The organism is Actinoplanes subtropicus (genome assembly GCF_000721705.1).
GTDB classification, from domain to species: Bacteria; Actinomycetota; Actinomycetes; order Mycobacteriales; family Micromonosporaceae; genus Actinoplanes; species Actinoplanes subtropicus.
On record NZ_JOJL01000031.1, the window covers coordinates 83132 to 99833 of the forward strand.

17 protein-coding genes are annotated in these 16702 nt (G+C 69.9%); 7 read left to right on the forward strand and 10 right to left on the reverse strand.

The genetic code is table 11. The annotated features are described in order from the left end of the window. The first annotated feature begins 40 nt into the window (after window positions 1-40). Entirely contained in the window at window positions 41-547 is a 507-nt protein-coding gene (locus IH26_RS0137960) for a DUF402 domain-containing protein (RefSeq protein WP_030441118.1), read from the forward strand. Here IH26_RS0137960 and sigJ read toward each other — a convergent pair. After that, window positions 530-1414, reverse strand: a complete 885-nt coding sequence (sigJ, locus tag IH26_RS0137965) for an RNA polymerase sigma factor SigJ (protein WP_030441119.1) — start codon at window positions 1412-1414, stop codon at window positions 530-532. The two genes, IH26_RS0137960 and sigJ, sit on opposite strands and share 18 nt — an antisense overlap. Window positions 1415-1505: 91 nt before the next feature. Between sigJ and IH26_RS0137970 the strand changes: the two genes are divergently transcribed. From IH26_RS0137970 to IH26_RS0137980, 3 genes are all read left to right on the forward strand, one after another. After that, on the forward strand, window positions 1506-2465 hold the full coding sequence (locus IH26_RS0137970; RefSeq protein ID WP_034216787.1) for a PI-PLC domain-containing protein: 960 nt from the start codon (window positions 1506-1508) through the stop codon (window positions 2463-2465). An 82-nt stretch (window positions 2466-2547) separates the two neighbouring features. Beyond that, entirely contained in the window at window positions 2548-3174 is a 627-nt protein-coding gene (locus IH26_RS0137975) for a DUF47 domain-containing protein (RefSeq protein WP_030441121.1), read from the forward strand. Between the two features lie 3 nt (window positions 3175-3177). Next, the gene (locus IH26_RS0137980) at window positions 3178-4179 is read left to right on the forward strand and encodes an inorganic phosphate transporter (protein WP_030441122.1); all 1002 of its coding nucleotides are present in this window, start codon (window positions 3178-3180) and stop codon (window positions 4177-4179) included. A gap of 6 nt (window positions 4180-4185) precedes the next feature. On the opposite strand, the gene IH26_RS0137985 is transcribed toward IH26_RS0137980, so the two are convergent. The 3 genes from IH26_RS0137985 to IH26_RS0137995 are packed head-to-tail and all read right to left on the reverse strand — an operon-like array spanning window position 4186 to window position 7870. Then, window positions 4186-5802 (reverse strand): glycoside hydrolase family 13 protein, encoded by a 1617-nt coding sequence (locus IH26_RS0137985; RefSeq protein ID WP_030441123.1) that lies wholly within the window; start codon window positions 5800-5802, stop codon window positions 4186-4188. A 30-nt stretch (window positions 5803-5832) separates the two neighbouring features. Further along, complete coding sequence (locus tag IH26_RS0137990; RefSeq protein ID WP_030441124.1) at window positions 5833-6879, reverse strand: LacI family DNA-binding transcriptional regulator; 1047 nt, start codon at window positions 6877-6879, stop codon at window positions 5833-5835. A 13-nt stretch (window positions 6880-6892) separates the two neighbouring features. Continuing rightward, window positions 6893-7870 (reverse strand): Gfo/Idh/MocA family protein, encoded by a 978-nt coding sequence (locus tag IH26_RS0137995; protein WP_030441125.1) that lies wholly within the window; start codon window positions 7868-7870, stop codon window positions 6893-6895. A 95-nt stretch (window positions 7871-7965) separates the two neighbouring features. Between IH26_RS0137995 and IH26_RS0138000 the strand changes: the two genes are divergently transcribed. Next, window positions 7966-8799 (forward strand): NUDIX hydrolase, encoded by an 834-nt coding sequence (locus IH26_RS0138000; protein WP_051809255.1) that lies wholly within the window; start codon window positions 7966-7968, stop codon window positions 8797-8799. A 9-nt stretch (window positions 8800-8808) separates the two neighbouring features. On the opposite strand, the gene pstB is transcribed toward IH26_RS0138000, so the two are convergent. The 4 genes from pstB to pstS are packed head-to-tail and all read right to left on the reverse strand — an operon-like array spanning window position 8809 to window position 12907. Continuing rightward, a complete protein-coding gene (gene pstB / locus IH26_RS0138005; protein ID WP_030441127.1) occupies window positions 8809-9585 on the reverse strand; it encodes a phosphate ABC transporter ATP-binding protein PstB in 777 nt (258 codons plus the stop codon). An 11-nt stretch (window positions 9586-9596) separates the two neighbouring features. After that, entirely contained in the window at window positions 9597-10646 is a 1050-nt protein-coding gene (pstA, locus tag IH26_RS0138010; RefSeq protein ID WP_425394432.1) for a phosphate ABC transporter permease PstA, read from the reverse strand. A gap of 35 nt (window positions 10647-10681) precedes the next feature. Beyond that, window positions 10682-11755 carry a phosphate ABC transporter permease subunit PstC gene (gene pstC, locus IH26_RS0138015; protein ID WP_030441129.1) on the reverse strand — a complete coding sequence of 358 codons (1074 nt, stop codon included), beginning with the start codon at window positions 11753-11755 and terminating at the stop codon, window positions 10682-10684. A gap of 57 nt (window positions 11756-11812) precedes the next feature. Further along, window positions 11813-12907, reverse strand: a complete 1095-nt coding sequence (gene pstS / locus IH26_RS0138020; RefSeq protein ID WP_030441130.1) for a phosphate ABC transporter substrate-binding protein PstS — start codon at window positions 12905-12907, stop codon at window positions 11813-11815. A gap of 423 nt (window positions 12908-13330) precedes the next feature. Here pstS and IH26_RS0138025 point away from each other — a divergent pair, with 423 nt between their 5' ends. Continuing rightward, entirely contained in the window at window positions 13331-13774 is a 444-nt protein-coding gene (locus tag IH26_RS0138025; RefSeq protein ID WP_030441131.1) for a universal stress protein, read from the forward strand. A gap of 9 nt (window positions 13775-13783) precedes the next feature. On the opposite strand, the gene mshD is transcribed toward IH26_RS0138025, so the two are convergent. Together mshD and IH26_RS0138035 are read right to left on the reverse strand one after the other, a co-directional pair. After that, on the reverse strand, window positions 13784-14647 hold the full coding sequence (mshD, locus tag IH26_RS0138030) for a mycothiol synthase (protein WP_030441132.1): 864 nt from the start codon (window positions 14645-14647) through the stop codon (window positions 13784-13786). Between the two features lie 11 nt (window positions 14648-14658). Further along, the gene (locus tag IH26_RS0138035) at window positions 14659-15375 is read right to left on the reverse strand and encodes a winged helix-turn-helix transcriptional regulator (protein WP_034216791.1); all 717 of its coding nucleotides are present in this window, start codon (window positions 15373-15375) and stop codon (window positions 14659-14661) included. A 291-nt stretch (window positions 15376-15666) separates the two neighbouring features. Between IH26_RS0138035 and IH26_RS0138040 the strand changes: the two genes are divergently transcribed. Further along, complete coding sequence (locus tag IH26_RS0138040) at window positions 15667-16659, forward strand: hypothetical protein (protein WP_034216793.1); 993 nt, start codon at window positions 15667-15669, stop codon at window positions 16657-16659. Window positions 16660-16702: the final 43 nt, after the last annotated feature.

The following is a 16702-nucleotide window of genomic DNA, read 5'->3' on the forward strand; positions in this document are numbered from 1 at the left end:
GCCACCACCGACAGAAGCCGACCACCGTTAGTGTTCTCGCATGCCGTCGCACGACATGGTCCGGGTCGTCTACACGAAGTACGACGGTTCGGCCCACCGGGACTATCCGGCGCGCCGCTTCGACTCCGACGACCTGGGCGTCTGGGTCGGCGTGACGCGCGGGACGCCGTCGGTCTACCACGGCCGCCCGTCGGTGGAGCAGATCCCGTTCGTCCTGCTGATCCCGCACCACGCCTGGTGGACCGGCATGTTCAACCCGCCGCCGCGGACCAGCGAGGTGTATTGCGACATCACCACGCCCGCGCGCTGGGAGGGGGACACCGTACACATCATCGATCTTGATCTTGATGTGGTGCGGCGGCGCGAGACCGGCCTGGTGGAGCTGCGCGACGAGGACGAGTTCGACCAGCACCGGATGCAGTTCGGCTACCCCGACGACCTGGTCGCCGAGGCCCGGGCCGCGGCGGGCCGGCTGATGACCGCCCTCGGCGACGGCAGCGAGCCGTTCGCCGGGCAGTACCACAAATACCTAACCGAGGTCGCGTAGCTCCAGCTTGCTGGGGTTGAGCTGGTTGAAGAAGCCGGTGATCCGGCCGTTGTCGATCGCCACCGCGAGCACCGAGAAGAGCGGCCGCCCGTTCGCATGCCGGCCTCGCGCCAGCAACCCCAGCGAGCCGTTGATCAGCACGGTCTCGACCTGGACGTCGGCGAGGCCCGCGGCGATGCCGAGGTAGAAACGGGACACCTTCTCGGCGCCGAGGATCGGGCGGCTGCCGACGCCCGGGATCAGGCCACCGCCGTCGCCGATCGCCACCACGTCCGGGGCGAGCAGCGCGGCCAGCGCCTGCAGGTCGCCGCCATTGGCCGCCTCGAGGAACGCGCCGAGCACCTTGCGCTGCTCGGCGAGGTCGGCGGTGTGCCGGATGGTGTCCTGGGCGACGGCGCGCCGGCCGCGGGAGGCGTGCTGCCGGGCCGCGCTCTCGGTGGTGCCGAGCACGGTGGCGACCTCCTCGAACGGCATGCCGAACGCGTCGTGCAGCACCAGCGCAACCCGCTGCTCCGGGCTGAGCTTCTCGAGCACCACCAGGAGGGCCAGGCCGACCTGGTCGCTCATCTCCGCGCGGGCGTCGGGTCCGGCGTCGGGTTCCACCACGTACGACGGAAGCCACTGTCCCGGATAGGCGGTGCGGCTCACCCGGGCCGACTTGAGCACGTCCAGGCAGATCCGCCCGGTCACCGTGGTGAGCCAGCCGCGCGGGTCGTGGATCTCGCCGCCGTCTCGTGCCTTGGCGTAGCGCAGCCAGGCCTCCTGCACCGCATCCTCGGCCTCGGCGCGGCTGCCGAGCATCCGGTAGGCGACGGCGAGCAGGTGCGGCCGCTCGGCCTCGAACTCGGTGGCGGTCAGGGACGGCATGGGGGAATTCTGCGCGACATTGCCCGGGCGCGGGTATCGGATGTGCCACAGTAAGAAACCCGCATTTCGGACGAATCGGAAGAGGGCCAGTGTGAACGCTGCGACGATTGCCGGTGGCCTGGCCGGCGCGGCCGGGCTGGCCGGGGTGCTCTCCACCGGCGCCGTGCTGCTGCGCCGGCCCGGATCCTTCCAGCCGTCCGGGCACGCCATCGCCTCGCCCAGGGCCGTCGACCCGCTGCCCGGCGTGCTTCACCGCGGGCTCGGCGGCCTGACCGTGCCGGTCACGCCCGGCCCGCACGGCGAGCTGTTCCTCGGGCCCGGCGGGCCGCAGCCCGGTCGCACCCTGCGCCGGCTCGTGCTGACCCCGCTCTTCGCCCGGGCCAAGAGCCGCGGCGGCCGGCTGGCCCGCGAGCAGCAGGTGCCGTTCCGGCTGGTCGTCGAGTTCGCCGGCGCCAACCGGGAGGCGGAGACGCTGCTGCGCGCGTACCGGATGCTCGATCAGCAGTTGCGCGACCATGCCGCGCTGCTCAGCCACTGCGAGGGCGACACCCTCGTGCCGGGCGCCGTGACCGTGTCGGTGTCCGGCATCGTCGACGTCCGCGACCTGCTGGCCGGGCAGGACATCCGGTACGCGTTCGCCGACGGCTCGTTCGACGACCTCGGCTCCCGCTCGGCCCCGCCCACCCTGGTCCCGGTGATCAGCGAGCCGTGGAGCCGGCGGTTCGGCTGGGACGGCCGCGAGCCGATCCCGGCCGAGGAGCGGCACCTGCTGCACGCCATGGTCCGGCAGGCCCACGAGGACGGGCGTACGGTCCGGATCGCCGGCCTGCCGTCGGGCTCCCGCTCGGCCCGCCGGGCGGTCTGGACCGAGCTGGGCCTCGCCGGGGTCGACGTGATCGCCGACCGGGACCAGCGCGGACTGGCTCGCCACCTGCGCCGGCATCCGGTCAGCCGGCGGGTCGAGCCGGCCACGCTGCCCACCCGGGCGGTCCGCCGCACCTCGCCCCGGCCGCACGCGCCGCGTCCCGATCGGCGGCACGAGCCGGTGTAAGCCGGCGAACGGGAGGTGAACCAGGAAAGACAAGTAGCATGCCTGGAGATCCATTCCACGCCCGTCGATCGAGGTCCGCGCCGTGAAGTTCTCCTTCCGCCCCGTCGAGGGCGCCTTCTACGATCTCTTCACGTCCGCCGCGCAGAATCTGGTCAAGGGCACCGAGCTGCTCAACGAGCTGGCCCTGCCGGGCGTCGACGTGCAGTCGGTGAGCGAGCGGCTGACCGACGTCGAGCACGACAGCGACCAGATCACCCACGACCTGTACAAGAAGATCAATTCCACCTTCATCACGCCGTTCGACCGGGCCGACATCTACTCCCTCGGATCGCAGCTCGACGACGTGATGGACCACCTCGAGGCGGTCGGAAACCTCCTTTACCTGTACGGGTTGACCGAGCTCCCGTCGCTGCCCCGGGAGATGCACGAGCTGATCAACGTGCTCGACCAGCAGTCCAGGGTGACCGCCGAGGCGATGCCGCGGCTGCGCTCGATGAAGGGCCTCGACGAGTACTGGATCGAGATCAACCGGCTGGAGAACGACGGCGACCGGGCGTACCGGATGCTGCTGGTCCGGCTCTTCTCCGGCGAGTACGACGCGCTGACCGTCCTCAAGATGAAGGAGGTCGCCGACGAGTTGGAGGCCGCCTGCGACGCCTTCGAGCACGTGGCGAACACCGTCGAGACCATCGCGGTCAAGGAGTCGTAGACCTTGTCCGCCGAATTAGTCGCCGTCCTCGCGGTGATCGTGGCGGCGATGGTGTTCGACTACACCAACGGCTTCCACGACGCGGCCAACGCGATCGCCACCAGCGTCAGCACCCGCGCGCTCACCCCACGGGTGGCCCTGCTGATGGCCGCCGCCGGCAACTTCATCGGCACCCACCTCGGCGGGAACGTCGCGAAGACGGTCAGCGGCATCATCACCGTGCCGCCCTCGACCGCCGGCCTGGCGGTGGTCTTCGCGGCCGTCCTCGGCGCGATCGCCTGGAACCTGATCACCTGGTACTTCGGGCTGCCCTCCTCTTCTTCGCACGCACTGATCGGCGGGCTGGTCGGCGCGGCCCTGACCGGGGGCTACCGCGTGAACTGGAGCGCGGTCGGCAGCAAGGTGATCATCCCGATGGTGGCCTCGCCGCTGGTGGGCTTCGTGGCGGGCTTCCTCGTGATGGTCGCGATCATGTGGATTTTCCGGAACGGTCGCCCGGCCAAGCTCAACCGCGGCTTCCGGTTCGCCCAGACGCTCTCCGCCTTGGCGATGTCGATCGGGCACGGCCTCCAGGACGCGGCGAAGACGATCGGCGTCGTCGTCCTGGCGCTGTACGTCGGCGGCTACCAGAACTCGACGAACGATATCCCGCAGTGGACCTACTGGACCTCGGCGACGGTGCTGGCCCTCGGCACGTACGCCGGCGGCTGGCGCATCATCCGCACCCTGGGCCGGAAAATCATCGACCTGGGCCCGCCCGAGGGGTTCGCCGCCGAAACCGTGGCCAGCACCCTGCTCTTCACCTTCGGCATCTGGCTGCGCGCCCCGATCAGCACCACCCACACGATCACCTCGGCCATCATGGGCGTCGGCGCCACGAAAAAGCTCTCGGCGGTCCGCTGGGGCGTGGCCGGCAACATCGTCGGCGCCTGGATCCTGACGTTCCCGGGCGCCGGCGCCATCGCCGCCGTCGGCTACCTGATCACCCGCCCCCTCTTCACCTGACCAGTCTCAGAGCGACCACCAGACCGCGGTGTCCGGCGGAATGACGGCCGTGCCGCCGTCGACCGTGATCGGGGCGCTGGCGAGGAGCAGTTCGCCGGGCGCTTCCGGGGAGAGCGGAGCCGGGCTCATGTTGACTGTGCAGCGGAAGTCGGTGCCACGGTCGAAGACGAGCAGCCCCTCGGGCGCGTCCTGCCAGGTCAGCGGGGCCTGGCCGGCGACTGCCTTGCGGCGTAGGGCGAGCGCGTCCCGGTACATCGTCAGCGTCGAGCCGGCCACCCCGTCCTGGGCCGCCACGCTCAGGTCGGCCCAGGAGTCGGGCTGCGGGAGCCATGACGGGCCGCCGTCCGGGCCGAAGCCGTACGGTGCGGTGGTGCCCGACCACGGGATCGGGACCCGGCAGCCGTCGCGATAGCCGTCCTGGCCGGTCGCACGATGGAAGGCCGGATCCTGCCGCACCGAAGGCGGCAGGTCGATGACCTCGGGCAGGCCCAGCTCCTCGCCCTGGTAGAGGTACGCCGAGCCGGGCAGCGCCAGCAGCAGCAGCGACGCCGCGCGGGCCCGGCGCAGGCCGGCGACCGGGTCGACCGCGGTGGGCTTCTTGCCGGCGACCTCGCCCTGGTCGTCCCGCATCAGCCGGTTGGTGTGCCGGACCACGTCGTGGTTGGAGAGCGTCCAGGTCGTGGGTGCGCCGACCGCGTCGTTGGCGGCGAGCGAGGCGTCGATCATCGCGCGCTGGGCCGGCGCGTTCCACGCCGTACTCAGGTAGCTGAAGTTGAATGCCTGGTGCAGCTCGTCGGGGCGGACGTAGTCGGCGACCCGGGCCAGCGTCGGCGCCCAGGCCTCGGCCACCGCGATCCGGTCGCCGGGGTACTCGTCCAGGATCGTGCGCCAGCTGCGGTAGATCTCGTGTACGCCGGGCCGGTCGAAGCACGGGCTCTCGCCGACGTCCAGCAGGTGCCACGAGGTCTCCTGGCCGATGTCCGGCAGGCCCTCCTCCTTGACCAGGCCGTGCGCCACGTCGATCCGGAAGCCGTCGACGCCGAGGTCGAGCCAGAACCGCAGGATCGTCCGGAACTCGTCGGCGACCGCCGGGTGCGCCCAGTTGAAGTCGGGCTGCTCGGGGGCGAACAGGTGCAGGTACCACTGCCCGTCGGGAACCTGGGTCCAGGCCGGGCCGCCGAAAATGGACGGCCAATCGTTCGGCGGAAGAGCGCCCCGGCCGTCGCGGAAGTGATACCGGGCCCGCAGCGGCGAGCCGGGGCCCTCGGCGAGCGCCTGCCGGAACCACGCGTGCTGGTCCGACGAGTGGTTCGGGACCAGGTCGACGAGCACGCGCAGGCCCAGGTCATGCGCGTCGGCGACCAGGCCCCGGGCGTCGTCCAACGAGCCGAAGATCGGGTCGACGGTGCGGTAGTCGGCGACGTCGTAGCCGGCGTCGGCCTGCGGGGACAGGTAGAAGGGGGACAGCCAGACCGCGTCGACGCCCAGGTCGCGCAGGTAGGGCAGCCGGCTGCGGATGCCGGGCAGGTCACCGATGCCGTCGCCGTTCGCGTCGGCGAAGCTACGCGGGTAGATCTGGTAGATCACCGCGTCCCGCCACCAGGCCGGGGGAAGATCGCTCATGACGCGACGGTATCAGGTTACTAACTCGTGTTACATCACTGGTTTAACAGCCGAGTCACGCACGATGAGCGAGGTGCCGAGCAGCTGATGCGGGTGCTGGTCCTCGCCACGGATGGCGGAGATGAGAAACGAGGCGGCACTTCGCCCCTTCGTGACGGTGGGTTGCCGCACCGTGGTCAGCCGCGGCCGGAACCACGCCGACTCGGCCAGGTCGTCGAAACCGGTCACCGAGACCTGATCGGGCACCGACAGCCCGAGTTCTTCAAGAGCATCGACCGCGCCGTACGCGTGGATATCGGAGAGCGCCAGGATCGCGGTCGGCCGCGGGTCCCGGGCCATCAGCTGCTTGGTCGCCCGATAGCCGTCGACCCGGGTGACCGGCACCTCGGCGAGCGCCACGTCCGCCATGGTCAGGCCGAAGCCGGCCAAGGCCTCGGCGATGCCGGCCATCCGGCGGCCGAGCGGGCCGCGGTAACCGCGAGTGGCGACCTCCGGGCCGGGGTCGATGGAGAGCACGCCCAGCCGGCGATGCCCCAGCTCCAGCAGATACCGAGTGACCTCGCGGGCGCCGCCGCGATCGTCCACCTCGACGCTCGGCGCGTTCTCGTACCGGTCGCTGTCGATCAGCACGAACGGGATCTGCCGGCGCTCCAGCTCGACCACCTCGGCGCCCTCGGTCTCCAGGCCGCAGACGATGAAACCGTCCACCGCCGCGTACGGGATGGCCTTGAGCACCGAGTCCTGCAGCGGCGGGGTGAGCAGCAGCGTGTAGCCCTCCTGGTCGCAGATCTGCCCGACGCCCATCAGGAAGCGGGCGTAGTACGGGTTCTCCAGGATCTGCGCGAGCCGCTGCGGCAGCAGCACGCCGAGCGAGGTGGTGGCCCCGGCCTGCAGCATCCGGGCCAGCGTGTTCGGGGTGTAACCGAGCTCGGCGGCCGCCGCGAGGATCCGTTCGCGGGTGGCCGCCGAGATGCGCTGGGGACTGTTGAACGCGAACGAGACGGCGGACCGGGAAACCCCCGCGGCCGCTGCCACATCGCTCGAAGTCGGCTTGCCGCCGACCTTCCTCGACGGCATCAGCCCACAATAGTCAGTACGTCACGCCGATCTCTTCGCGGATGGTGTCGAGGAGACCCATGATCTCGAAGGTGGTGGCGTGCGGCATGAGCGGGCTTTCCAACTCCCCGGCCAGGATGCAGCGCTGCACCTCGGCCGCCTCGAACTGGTAGCCGTTGCCCTCGAACGGGAAGTGGTAGGTCTCCGGCGCCTTACCCGATCGGGTGAGGGTGAACTCGCGCGGCACGAAGAAGTTCGGCGGCAGGTCGATCCGCCCCTCGGTCCCGGTGATCGACGCGGCGGTCCGGCTCTCGCCGTTGATGCTGCAGGTCAACGCGGCCACCGCGCCGGGCTGCCAGCCGAGCAGCACGCCGGTGTTCTCGTCCACGCCCTCCGGGGTCAAATGCGCCCATGACCGTACGGCGGCGGGACTGCCCAGGAACAGGTGGGCCAGGTTGATCGGGTAGACGCCGAGGTCCAGCAGCGCGCCGCCGCCGAGCGCCGGATTGCGCAGGCGGTGCTCCGGCGGGAACGGGCCCGCCAGGCCGAAGTCGGCGTGGATCGCGCTGACCCAGCCGATCGCGCCCTCCTCGACCAGCTCATGGATCTTCCGTACGGCCGGGTTGAAGCGCATCCACATCGCCTCCATCAGGAAGACGTCGTGGGCGTGCGCGGCCTGCACCAGCCGGGCCGCCGAGGCGAGATCCAGCGTGATCGGCTTCTCCACCAGCACCGCCTTGCCGGCCTCGATGCAGAGCAGGGCGGCGTCGAAGTGCTGGGCGTGCGGGGTCGCGATGTAGACGACGTCGACGTCCGGGTCGGCGGCGAGATCGGCGTAGGAGCCGTGCGCGCGGGCGAAGCCGTTCCGCTCGGCGAACGCGACGGCGGTCTCCCGGGAGCGCGATCCGACGGCGGCGAGCTCGGCCCCGGCGACCAGCGGAAGATCCTTGGCGAACTGGGCGGCGATCCCGCCGGGGCCGACGATGCCCCAGCGGACCTTCTGTTCGGTCATGATCTTTACCGTAGTCTTCCCCTTGCCCGTGGTGGCAGGATCGACGGGTGACCGACTCGACACCCGCGACCTTCTCCTTTCCGCTGCCGGAGGTGATGGTGCGCCGGGCCCGCGAGTTCCGCGGCGAGCCGGCGCCCACCCGGCCCGCGGCCACCGTCGTCCTGCTGCGTCCCGAGGGCCAGACCTTTCAGCTGTACGTGTTGAAGCGGGCCGCCACGATGGTCTTCGGCGGACTGCACGCCTTCCCCGGCGGTGGTGTCGACCCGTCCGACCGCCCGGAGACCATCCGCACGGACTGGGCCGAGTTGCTCGGCGTCCCCGGCGAACAGGCCCGCGCGATCGTCGGCGCCGCCGCCCGCGAACTCTTCGAGGAGGCCGGCGTGCTGCTGGCCGGCCCGGTCGACGAACTCGACCGCACGGTCAGCGACGGGAGCCTGACCGGCGTGGTGACGCACGGCAGCGAAGCGGCCGGCGGGAATGGCGTGGTGGGCGACGTCAGCGCCGAGGACTGGGAGGAGGACCGCGCGGCCCTGGCGGCACGCAAGCTGACCATGACCGAGCTGTTGCAGCGGCGCGGATTGCGGCTGCGGGACGACCTGTTGCTGCCCTGGGCGCGATGGATCACGCCGGAGTTCGAGCCCAAGCGCTTCGATACCTGGTTCTTCGTCGCTCTCCTGCCGGAAGGCCAGACGGCGCGGGACGTCTCCGGTGAGAGTGAGTCCGCCACCTGGATCAGCCCGGAAGCCGCCAACGGCCTGGCCATGCTCCCACCTACGAGGTCGACCGTTAACTCTCTTCTCCCGTACGGTCGCATTGCGGAAGTCATCGCGGCCGCGAGTCGCCGGAATGCCGCAAGCCCGGTCATGCCTCGCGTGGAAGTAAAGGACGACGGGAGCGCCGTGTTGCATGTGGCGCTCCCGTCGCATTAGACGGAGCGATCAGCCGAAGCGGCCGGTGATGTAGTCCTCGGTCTTCTTCTGGCTGGGGTTGCTGAAGATCTTCTGGGTGTCGTCGTACTCGATCAGGCGGCCGGGCTCGCCGGTCTTGTCGATCGAGAAGAAGCCGGTCTTGTCGCTGACCCGGGCGGCCTGCTGCATGTTGTGCGTGACGATGATGATCGTGAAGCGGTCCTTCAGCTTGAACATCAGGTCCTCGATCGCCAGCGTCGAGATCGGGTCGAGCGCCGAGCAGGGCTCGTCCATCAGCACGACCTGCGGCTCGACCGCGATGGTGCGGGCGATGCAGAGACGCTGCTGCTGACCGCCGGAGAGGCCGGCGCCGGGCCGGCCGAGCCGGTCCTTGACCTCTTCCCAGAGGTTCGCCGACTTGAGTGACTGCTCGGCGGCATCGTCCAGGACGGACTTCTTCTTGACGCCGTTGAGCTTGAGGCCGGCCACGACGTTCTCGTAGATCGACATCGTCGGGAACGGGTTGGGGCGCTGGAAGACCATGCCGATCAGCCGGCGGACCGCGGTGACGTCCACATCCGGGTCGTAGATGTTCTGCTCGTCGATGGTCAGCCGGCCCTCGATGCGGGCGCCGGGCAGCACCTCGTGCATCCGGTTGATCGACCGGAGGAACGTGGACTTGCCGCAACCGGACGGGCCGATGAGGGCGGTGATGGTCTTGGGCTCGACGGTCATGGAGATGCTGTCGATCGCCTTGAACGAGCCGTAGTACGAGGTGACGTTGCTCGCCTCGATGCGCTTGGCCATGGGATTACCTCTTAACGGGTCAAACTGTTGCGACGGGCGAGCATCTTGGCGGCAATCGTGAGGATCAGCACGAGCGCGACCAGGGTCAGCGCGGCGGTCCAGGCCCGCGCCGGTGCGTACTTCGAGGCGTCCCCGGCCTGCTGGTACACAAAAAGTGCCAGCGAGGACTGGTTGCCGTCGAACGGGTTGAAGTTGATCGCGTCGGCGCCGCCGGCGACCAGCAGGACCGGAGCGGTCTCGCCGGCGGCGCGGGCGACCGCCAGCATGACGCCGGTGACGATGCCGGGCAGCGCGGTCGGGATCACGATCTTGAGGATCGTCTTCCACTGCGGCACGCCGAGCGCGTAGGCGCCCTCCCGCAGCGGACCCGGCACCAGCCGCAACATCTCCTCGGTCGACCGCACGATCGTGGGCAACATCAGCACGGACAGCGCCAGCGCCGCGGCGAAGCCGGAGAAGCGCGGCTGCCCGTTGTTGAACCACGGGCTCACGATCAGCACCCAGAACGACAGGATGAACAGGCCGGCCACGATCGACGGGACGCCGGTCATGACGTCGACGAAGAAGCGGACCGTGTTGGCGAACTTACCTCGGCCGTACTCCACCAGGTAGATCGCGCCGAGCACGCCCAGCGGCACGGCGATCAGGGTGGCGATGCCGACCTGCTCGAGCGTGCCGATGATGGCGTGGTACGCGCCGCCGTTCGCGTCACGGGCGCCGATGTTGTTCATCGACGTGTTGAAGAAGTTCGCGTCGAAACGCTCGACGCCCTTGGACACCAGGGTCCAGACCACCGAGGCGAGCGGCAGGATCGCCAGCACACAGGCCGAGTAGATCAGCGACTGCCAGGACCGGTTGCGGGCGGCGCGACTGCCCTCCACCCGGCTCGCGGCCAGGAACAGCCCGACCAGGTAGAGGATCCAGCCGAGCACGACGACCAGCACCCAGTTGCCGATGCCGGCGCCGTAGACGATCGCGGCGGCCAGGCCGAACGCGACGACGGCGACCAGCAGGCTGACACCCAGCGGCAGCTTCTTGGTGCGGATGTTGTCCGGCGTCATCGCGACGCCGGCGAGGTCACTTCGCGTCATCATGCTCATGCGGCACTGTCCCGGAACTCGCGACGACGGTAGATGATCGCCCGGGCCGCCATGTTGACCACCAGCGTGATGGCGAACAGCACCAGGCCGGACGCGATCAGCGCGCCCCGGCCGATGGCGTTGGCCTCGCCGAAGGTGTTGGCGATGTTGGCGGCGATCGAGTTACCGCCGGTCTGGATCAGGTTGAACGAGATGGTGAAGACCGTGCCGAGGGTGAGCGCGAGGGCGATCGTCTCGCCGAGGGCGCGGCCCAGGCCGAGCATCACGGCGGCGATCACGCCGGGCTTGCCGTACGGGATCACGGCGGTGCGGATCATCTCCCACTTGGTGGCGCCGAGCGCGAGGGCCGCCTCCTCGTTCATCCCGGGGGTCTGCTGGAAGACCTCGCGGGAGAGCGAGGTGACGATCGGCAGCACCATGATCGCCAGCACCAGCGAGCCGAGCAGGATCGAGCGGCCGAACGGGCCGTCGCCGCCGAACAGCGGGATCCAGCCGAAGTAGTGGTTCAGCCAGACCGAGAAGTCCTTCACCGGCTGGGAGAAGACGTCCCGGCCCCAGAGGCCGAAGACGACACTGGGCACGGCGGCGAGCAGGTCGATCACGAAGCCGAGCGGGGTGGCCAGCCGCTTGGGCGCGTAGTGCGACAGGAACAGCGCGATGCCCAGCGCGATCGGGACCGCGACGATCAGTGCGATCACCGACGACAGCACGGTGCCGAAGGCGATCGCCGCGATGCCGAAGTTCGGCTGGGCGTCGTTCGGGAACCACTTCGTGTCGGTGAAGAAGTTGGCCGTGTTCGCCTGGAGGGCCGGAACGGCCTTCGAGATCAGGAAGACCGCGATGGCCACGATGATGACCAGCACCATCGCGCCCGCCGAGACGGACAGGCCTCTGAACCCGGTCTCCATCGAGAACCGGGCCTTCCTCTGCAAGGGGGCGCCACCGCCGCCGATCGGGGGTTCTTGGTAACTACTCGGCGAAACGCCGGTGCCGGCGGGCCGGGCGTGACGTCCTGTCACACCCGAGCCGCCGGCGGTGGCGTCCGTCGAGCGGGAGGGGTTGTCACCCATCTGCTCGCTCGCTGTCGTCTCGGAGGGATGTTTTCCCGTTTGGGGGGCGGGTCAGCGTCAGCTGATGGAAGCGACCGAGGTCGCGACCTTCGTCTGGATCTCGGCGGGCAGCGGCGCGTAGCCGAGGTCGTTCAGCGCGGACTGGCCGGCGGAGCTCGAGGTGTAGGTCAGGAACGCCTTGATGTCGGCGGCCTTCGAGGAGCCCTTGCTGCAGGCGATCTCGTAGGTGACCAGCACGAGCGGGTACGCACCCGGGGTGGTGGTGGTGTAGTCGATGTCCATCTTGAGGTCGTTGCCGGTGCCGACGACCTTGGCGCCCGCGATGGTCTTGCCGGCACTGTCGCCGGTCAGCTCGGTGAACTCACCCGCGCCGTTCTTGATCTTCGCCATCGAGAGGCTGCCGTTCTGCGCGAACGAGAACTCGACGTAGGCGATGGTGCCCGGGGTGCTCTTGACCAGGGCGGCCACGCCGTCGGACTTGGCCGCGCCGGTGCCGCCCGGGGCCTTCCACGCCTTCGCGTGGTCGTAGGTCCAGTCGGCGGTGGCGGTCTTGCTGAGGTACTTGGTGAAGTTGTCGGTGGTGCCCGACTCGTCCGAGCGGTGCACGGCCTGGATCGCCGTCGACGGCAGCTTGGCGCCGGAGTTCAGCGCGGCGATGGCCGGGTCGTTCCACTTGGTGATCTTGCCGGAGAAGATCTTGGCGAGCGTCGGGGCGTCGAGCTGGAGGCCGGTCACGCCGTCCAGGTTGTAGACGACCGCGATCGGGCCGATGACCATCGGGATGTTGAGCGCGGGGCCGCCGGCGCACTTGGCGTCGGCCTGCTTCTGCTCGTCGGGCTTCAGGTACGAGTCGGAACCGGCGAAGTCGGCGGTGCCCTGGATGAAGGCCTGCACGCCGGCGCCGGAGCCGGTGCCCTGGTAGTTCACCGAAGCGCCGGAGCACTGGGCGCTGTACTTCTTCGTCCACTCGTCCATGGCGTTCTTCTGGGCCGTCGAGCCCTGCGCCGTCAGGCTGCCCGTGCCGCAGCTACCCGGGGCGGCGGAAGCGGTGCTCCCACTTGGCGTCGAAGTGTTGTCCGAGCCGCAGGCGGCGAGCGCGAGCGTCGCAGTCAAAGCAATACCGGCGAGGTAGCCGGTCCGCTGGAGCTTCACGATTTTCCCTTCGGGGTGAGGTGCACATGCCGATCTCGCATCGACACCCCCCGAAGCTAGGAGGAGCAGGTAGCCGGTTACCCGGCCGGAAATGAACGCGTGGTGAACTCGTATCCGCGTCGAGTTTGCTTTCTACTGATCCCGAGTTGTCCGTTCCGTGAACTGGGTGAAATAAGTCGGACATGTACGGAATTTCCACCGCGTGTTTACCGCCCCGAGATCCCCGCTTGTCCGTCCCGTGACGCTCGATCGGGGCTGTTCGCTGCATAATACAGGCATGAGGTATGCCCCTTTTGGGGGATGGTTTCCCGGTGTGATCTCGCCCATGACTATCGGGCCGGTCGATGCCGGACGTCCGGCGGCCACCGGCGCGTCGGCCAATGGTGGCTTCCCGCGCCATCGGCCCGGCGCTTAGGTTTGGCCATGGGTTCCTTCGAACTCGGCACCGACGGCCCGGGCGCGATCCTGGTCGGCGTCGACGGCTCCCCGACCTCGATGCGCGCCGCCGCCTACGCGGCCGGCCTGGCCCGGCGACAGCGCACCCGGCTGATCGCGGTCTGGGCCCGCGGCGCCCCGACCACGCTGATCACCCTGGCCGACCACAGCGGCCTGGCGATGGACGCGGTCCTCGAGGCCCAGGAGGACCTGGAACGCCAGCTGCGGCTCGAGATCGACGGCTGGGGCGCCGACAGCCGGCTGATCGTCCGCCAGGGCGACCCCCTCACGGTCCTCTCCGAGGTGGCCGAGGAAACCCGAGCGGACGCGGTGATCGTGGGTTCCTCGGCGAGCCTGGGCCACCGCATCGCCGGCTCGCTGGCCGTCCGCCTGGTCCGCCACGGCCGCTGGCCGGTCACCGTCGTTCCCTGAGGAGGGAGCTCAGCTCCGCGCGTACATGACGTCGGTCTTGTAGATTTCGAAGCCGAGCTTGCGGTAGAGGGCGACCGCCGCCGTGTTCGACTCGTCGACGTAGAGCATCGCCTGGGTGAGGCCGGTCTCGGCGAGATGCTGGAGGCCGGCCACGCTCAGCGCCGCGCCGAGGCCGCGACGGTGGCCGCCGGGGTCGACGCCGAGGACGTAGATCTCGCCGATCGCCGGGGCGTCGCCGGCGGGCGGGTGCACCTTGGTCCAGTGGAAGCCGAGCAAGGTGTCCTCGAGGTCGACGGCGAGCAGGAAACCGGCCGGGTCGAACCACGGCTCGGCCTCGCGCAGGCGCAGGTCGTCGAGGGTCCAGCGGCCCTGCTCGGGGTGATGGGCGAAGGCCCGGGCGTTGACCGCGAGCCAGGCCTCCTCGTCGTGACCGGGCCGGAAGTGGCGCAGGGTCACCCCGTCCGGCATGACCGACATTTCCGAAAAGTCGACCAATGACCGACGCATCTGCCAGAGCACCCGCGACCTGATAAATCCAGACTTTTCGGCAAAAATAGCTGCATTGTCGCCGTGCGCCCAGAAGGCCAGCGGGCCGTCACCGGCGGCGGCCAGCAGAGCCGAGCCGTACCCGTGCCGCCGGTAGCGGGGATGAACGACGAGCTCGCCGGAGCCGGCCTCGACGAACGCATAACCGGCGAGGGCGCCGTCGTCCGCATACGCCAGCAGGTGGGTTCCGCCACCATTGCGTACGCGCAGAACCACGTCCTCGGAGAGCGGATAAACCCCGTCGGCCTGCTCGGCAGCGGTGGCCAACGCGAGAACGTCGGCCACCGTGTCGGCATCCGGCCGGTCCACGGACCGGATCTTCGTCATACCGGAGAACGTTAGACCGGCAGCGAGACCGGCTCGTTGTCGGGCAGCTGGCGGCCGCTCGGCGGGACCACGAACTTGTAGCCGACCTGGCGGACCGTGCCGATCATCGACTCGTACTCCGAGCCGAGCTTGGCCCGCAGGCGCCGCACGTGCACGTCGACCGTGCGGGTGCCGCCGAAGTAGTCGTAGCCCCAGACCTCGCGCAGCAGCTGGTCGCGGGTGAACACCCGGCCGGGGTGCTGCGCCAGGAACTTGAGCAGCTCGAACTCCTTGTAGGTGAGGTCGAGCGGGCGGCCCTTGAGCTTCGCCGCGTACGTGTCCGGGTCGATGGTGAGCTCGCCGGCCCGGATCGAGCCGCCGGCCCCCGCGGTCGCGTTGTTGAGCCGGCCGACGCCCAGCCGCAGGCGGGCCTCGACCTCGGCGGGCCCGGCGCTGGCCAGGATGACGTCGTCGACGCCCCAGTCGGCGTTCAGCGCGATCAGCCCGGCCTCGGTGACGACCGCGACCAGCGGGACCCCGATGCCGGTCGCGTGCAGCATGCGGCACGTGGCGCGCGCCTCGGAGAGCTCGGAGCGGGCGTCCACCAGCACGGCGTCGGGGCTGGGCCCGGACACCAGGGTGCGGACGTCGCGGGGTGCGGTGCGCACGGAGTGGGGAAGCAGATCCAGCGCGGGAAGCACGGCCGAGGGCTCGCCGGCACGTGCCGTCACCAGAAGAAGGATTTCCACGCTCAACCTCCGTCCGAGCGGCGTCAGAGCCGCCCTAGGTGACCCGGTATGCGGTGAATTACGAACCGCGCCCGGAGGATTGTTTCCCCGGCGTCACCGACGGGAGGGCTGGCGTTACCTTAACCGATACATCAGGCCGAAGGCTCTATCCGTTCGCCTGAGTGACGTACTAAACGCTTGTAAGTGCGGACAAACGGCCGAGCCGTAACAGATCTTTTACATGGCGGCCGCACTTCTCCGAAATTGGGTCCGGCGGCTCGTTCTGGCACGATCTACAGGGTGTTCCCCTCCATGCCCAAGGACGACGACGCCTGGGATGCCGACGCCTCGCGCGAGATCGCACGCTCCGGGCCCGGCCGGCCCCCGGCCGGTTTCTACGGTGCCGTGCCCGACGAGAAGCCGGCGTTGAAGGACGACGGCGAGCCGGATGAGGCGGAGGAGGAAGAGGTCGAGGTCGTCCCGGTGCGGCGACAGCTGTCGCTGGCCATCGCCGGGTTCGCCGGGCTGCTCGGCCTGGGGCTGGCGCTCGGGGCGCAGACCTCCGCACCGGACAATCGCCTGCCGTACGCCATCGTGCTCTTCGGTGTGCAGTTGCTCTATCTGCTCGCCTGCATCATGGCGCTGCACCCGCCGGCGGCGGCCGCCACGGCCGGGATCAGCGCGGCGGTCGCGGTGGTGGCCGACTACCTCGCCGTCAACAAGACGCCCGCCGGGCTGTGGCCGTTGTTCCTCGTCGCGCTCGGCGGCTTCGCGGCGGCGCTGATCGGGCAGGTCTTCCGGGCCGAGGACCGCAGCCGGATCAAGGACTCCTGGCGGACCACCCTGCTGATCGTGCTGGGCGTGGTCGGGTACGCGATCCCGGTCCTGCTCACCCGGCAGCCGGTGGGCACCCAGACGGTGATCGTCAGCTCGGCCGGCGCGGGGGTGGCGCTGCTGGTCGCCCGGGTGACCGACGCGATCTTCCCGAAGCCGCGGATCGCCCCGCAGGTGCCGCGCGGCGCGACCGGCGTGGTGCTCGGCGCGATGCTCGGCACGCTCGGCGCGGCCGGGCTGGGCAGCGTGCTCGTGCTGCCGTTCACGCCGGCCAAGGGCGCGGTGATCGGCCTGGTCGCCGCCGTGATCGCGAGCGTGGTCGACCTCGCGGGGAACTTCGGCGAGGCGGGCCGGCGGCTGGCCGGGGACGCGCCGACGTTCTGGGTGGCCCGGCACATGAGGGGTCCGCTGGGCGCCTTCGCGTTGACCGCGCCGGCCGCGTACGCGCTCGCGCATTGGTATCTGTCCTGACCCACGTCGCGTTTTGCCGCGCCCTGGTACCGGGCATGTACCG

Coding starts and splice junctions, on each gene's coding strand:
- IH26_RS0137960 (WP_030441118.1), top strand. CDS start 41: ATGCCGTCGCACGACATGGTCCGGGTCGTCTACACGAAGTACGACGGT.
- sigJ (WP_030441119.1), bottom strand. CDS start 1,414: ATGCCGTCCCTGACCGCCACCGAGTTCGAGGCCGAGCGGCCGCACCTG.
- IH26_RS0137985 (WP_030441123.1), bottom strand. CDS start 5,802: ATGAGCGATCTTCCCCCGGCCTGGTGGCGGGACGCGGTGATCTACCAG.
- IH26_RS0137990 (WP_030441124.1), bottom strand. CDS start 6,879: ATGCCGTCGAGGAAGGTCGGCGGCAAGCCGACTTCGAGCGATGTGGCA.
- IH26_RS0137995 (WP_030441125.1), bottom strand. CDS start 7,870: ATGACCGAACAGAAGGTCCGCTGGGGCATCGTCGGCCCCGGCGGGATC.
- IH26_RS0138000 (WP_051809255.1), top strand. CDS start 7,966: ATGGTGCGCCGGGCCCGCGAGTTCCGCGGCGAGCCGGCGCCCACCCGG.
- pstB (WP_030441127.1), bottom strand. CDS start 9,585: ATGGCCAAGCGCATCGAGGCGAGCAACGTCACCTCGTACTACGGCTCG.
- pstA (WP_425394432.1), bottom strand. CDS start 10,646: ATGACGCCGGACAACATCCGCACCAAGAAGCTGCCGCTGGGTGTCAGC.
- pstC (WP_030441129.1), bottom strand. CDS start 11,755: ATGGGTGACAACCCCTCCCGCTCGACGGACGCCACCGCCGGCGGCTCG.
- IH26_RS0138025 (WP_030441131.1), top strand. CDS start 13,331: ATGGGTTCCTTCGAACTCGGCACCGACGGCCCGGGCGCGATCCTGGTC.
- mshD (WP_030441132.1), bottom strand. CDS start 14,647: ATGACGAAGATCCGGTCCGTGGACCGGCCGGATGCCGACACGGTGGCC.
- IH26_RS0138040 (WP_034216793.1), top strand. CDS start 15,667: ATGCCCAAGGACGACGACGCCTGGGATGCCGACGCCTCGCGCGAGATC.